This is a genomic window from Shewanella sp. SG41-4, from assembly GCF_014164505.1.
GTDB lineage: Bacteria > Pseudomonadota > Gammaproteobacteria > Enterobacterales > Shewanellaceae > Shewanella.
Genome location: NZ_JACJFI010000551.1, coordinates 1 through 1,613, shown reverse-complemented (window position 1 = coordinate 1,613; position 1,613 = coordinate 1). Strand labels below are relative to the sequence as shown.

The 1,613-nt window shown below is 33.3% G+C and carries 2 protein-coding genes; one reads left to right on the top strand and one right to left on the bottom strand.

Annotated elements, in window-relative coordinates:
- The coding region (locus H5202_RS22115) for a hypothetical protein (RefSeq protein ID WP_182773929.1) at positions 1–936 on the top strand (936 nt) is incomplete at its 5' end.
- 417 nt (positions 937–1,353) lie between these two features.
- On the opposite strand, the gene H5202_RS22110 is transcribed toward H5202_RS22115, so the two are convergent.
- Positions 1,354–1,613: hypothetical protein (locus H5202_RS22110; protein ID WP_220493974.1), on the bottom strand; the 260-nt coding region annotated here is incomplete at its 5' end.

Below are 1,613 nucleotides of genomic sequence, written 5' to 3'. Positions count from 1 at the left end.
CGAATCTTACTAAGTGAGTCAGTAGCAAAGAGTATTACTCCGGATCTTGCTTGGCAAATTAGAACATCCTTACCTGCACACGTAGATTTGTTTACTTTTGACCTCTCAAAAGAGTTATCAACGCAAGCTTTTCCCATCTTAAGAATGAAATTTACTGATGGGAATTATTGGTACGCTACTGATGATAAAGATACGATTTCGTTGAACTCCGAGTGGGGGGCTACAACTAATAAATCTTTGGTCTGTATGAAAGGATCAGAGTTAAACCTTAATTTGAAAAAAATAGATGTTGCTGAATTAGCGATGTCGTCGTCATTGCAAAATAACTTGGCTTTAATAAATGATATAGGTTCTAGACTCGATGTCTCCATAGATAAATTTGGTCAGTCATTATATGCATTAATTATTGAAAAAACAGGCAATTTAGAATCAGAACTCAATTCTGGCATTGAACGGATAATTTATAGTGACAGATATTTGGTTAGTCCTATAAGTGTCCGTTTAATTTGCTCTTTGTTTGCAGCTATTAATGAAAATCACCAGTGTGGTAGTTTCGAAATTGAGACTTCTCATCCTGGGAATCATCAGGGTAGAACACCTTATTGTATTGCCGATAACTTTAATAATATAGATGATATTAGTACTTTTCTATCAGCAACAGGAGAAAGCCTTGGTATAACTATATATCCTGATTTTCTAGAAAAATATAAATTAGACCACGGTAGATATTTAAACATCGAATTAAGATCAGGAAAAACTATTCAGTTACTTTTTGATCAAGGAATGGGGTACTGGGCAACAAGAACGCCTTATAGTCGAATTAAATTTAATTTTAATAATATTGAACAAGAAGGCATAGAGTTTTCTAGCAAGTCCTTTAATATAAAATCTACAGGCGGAGGTAGTTACATAGTAGTTCATGAGTTGAAAATGTAAGTTTTGTATGACTTTTGTGTAGTGGCTAAAAATATTGGCCACTACATAGAAACTAGTTAAGGGTAGATATCTAACCTATTGAATATAATAAGTTATTAATAAAATGGTACGCCCTATCCACTTATTAAACTCAAGTTTTCTGGTTAACAAGAAGAGGTGATCATCATTTCTAACTATCGCAGTATAGGAATTGATTTAGGTAAAAGCACATTTCGTCTCATTACTCATAACTATGCTGTAAGGGAAGTGCTTCGTAAGAAATTAACTAGACCTAGGCTGTATCTAACGATTACTCATCTTACTTCTGATTTGTGGCAAAAGTTATCATTAGAAACCAATCCCATTTAGTGATTGGTAACCTAAAACATTAAGCATTGCCAAAAAATCTATGTATTATGGTCTTCAAGTTGCATTTGATTAAGAAATATCCCCAGTTTTAATTTGAAAAATCAAATCAAGAACTCTTTGTTTATCAGTATCGATTATAGAAGATGGTGATACACCCATCAGTTGAGGTCTTGTTTCTTTAAGCCATTCCAGTGCAACATCACATCTACCATTGAATAACGCTAAAACTTCTTTTTTAACATCATCATGATTGATGAGGAGAGCATCAAATTCATCTTTAGTGGTCATATCGGTTTCCTTTTTTGTGCACATTTGAATATAACCCCTTA